This window comes from Ancylomarina longa, assembly GCF_003996985.1.
Classification (GTDB): Bacteria; Bacteroidota; Bacteroidia; order Bacteroidales; family Marinifilaceae; genus Ancylomarina_A; species Ancylomarina_A longa.
Window position 1 is genome coordinate 1 of record NZ_RJJX01000136.1, and the last position, 649, is coordinate 649.

General features: G+C 58.6%; 1 protein-coding gene. It reads left to right on the top strand.

The window, feature by feature from the left end:
* Positions 1 to 649 (top strand): TipJ family phage tail tip protein (locus tag DLK05_RS16675; RefSeq protein ID WP_148114121.1); only part of this gene is annotated, 649 nt, incomplete at both ends.

Here is a 649-nt window from a genome sequence, read left to right on the forward strand (position 1 = left end):
CTGGTGTCTGTGGGATATGCTGACCCATCCGCGCTACGGCATGGGGAAACGTCTTGGTGCGGCGGATGTGGATAAATGGGCGCTGTATGTCATCGGCCAGTACTGCGACCAGTCAGTGCCGGACGGCTTTGGCGGCACGGAGCCGCGCATCACCTGTAATGCGTACCTGACCACACAGCGTAAGGCGTGGGATGTGCTCAGCGATTTCTGCTCGGCGATGCGCTGTATGCCGGTATGGAACGGGCAGACGCTGACGTTCGTGCAGGACCGACCGTCGGATAAGACGTGGACCTATAACCGCAGTAATGTGGTGATGCCGGATGATGGCGCGCCGTTCCGCTACAGCTTCAGCGCCCTGAAGGACCGCCATAATGCCGTTGAGGTGAACTGGATTGACCCGAACAACGGCTGGGAGACGGCGACAGAGCTTGTTGAAGATACGCAGGCCATTGCCCGTTACGGTCGTAATGTTACGAAGATGGATGCCTTTGGCTGTACCAGCCGGGGGCAGGCACACCGCGCCGGGCTGTGGCTGATTAAAACAGAACTGCTGGAAACGCAGACCGTGGATTTCAGCGTCGGCGCAGAAGGGCTTCGCCATGTACCGGGCGATGTTATTGAAATCTGCGATGATGACTATGCCGGTATC